Below are 325 nucleotides of genomic sequence, written 5' to 3' on the forward strand. Positions count from 1 at the left end.
GCGGACCAGGAACGCCACCGCGCGCCCGGTCAGGCTGACATTGGTGCCGTTCGCCTGGTTGGCGTGGCTGAGGAAGCTCGCCACCAGGTCCGGGATGTCGCCGCGCCGCTCGGCCAGGCTGGGCAGGATGATCGGGATGACGTTGAGGCGGTAGAACAGGTCCTCGCGGAAGCTGCCGCGCGCGACGGCCGTGCGCAGGTCCCGGTTGGTGGCGGCGACGAGCCGGACATCCACCCTGACCTCCCGATGGCCGCCGAGGCGCATCACCGTGCCCTCCTGCAGCGTGCGCAGCAGCTTGGTCTGCACGAAGAGCGGCAGCTCGCCC

1 protein-coding gene is annotated in these 325 nt (G+C 71.4%); it reads right to left on the bottom strand.

The window, feature by feature from the left end; all coding sequences use genetic code 11:
* Positions 1 to 325 (bottom strand): sigma 54-interacting transcriptional regulator (locus M0638_RS28645; RefSeq protein WP_248670357.1); only part of this gene is annotated, 325 nt, incomplete at both ends.

This window comes from Roseomonas acroporae, assembly GCF_023223525.1.
GTDB classification, from domain to species: domain Bacteria; phylum Pseudomonadota; class Alphaproteobacteria; order Acetobacterales; family Acetobacteraceae; genus Roseomonas_E; species Roseomonas_E acroporae.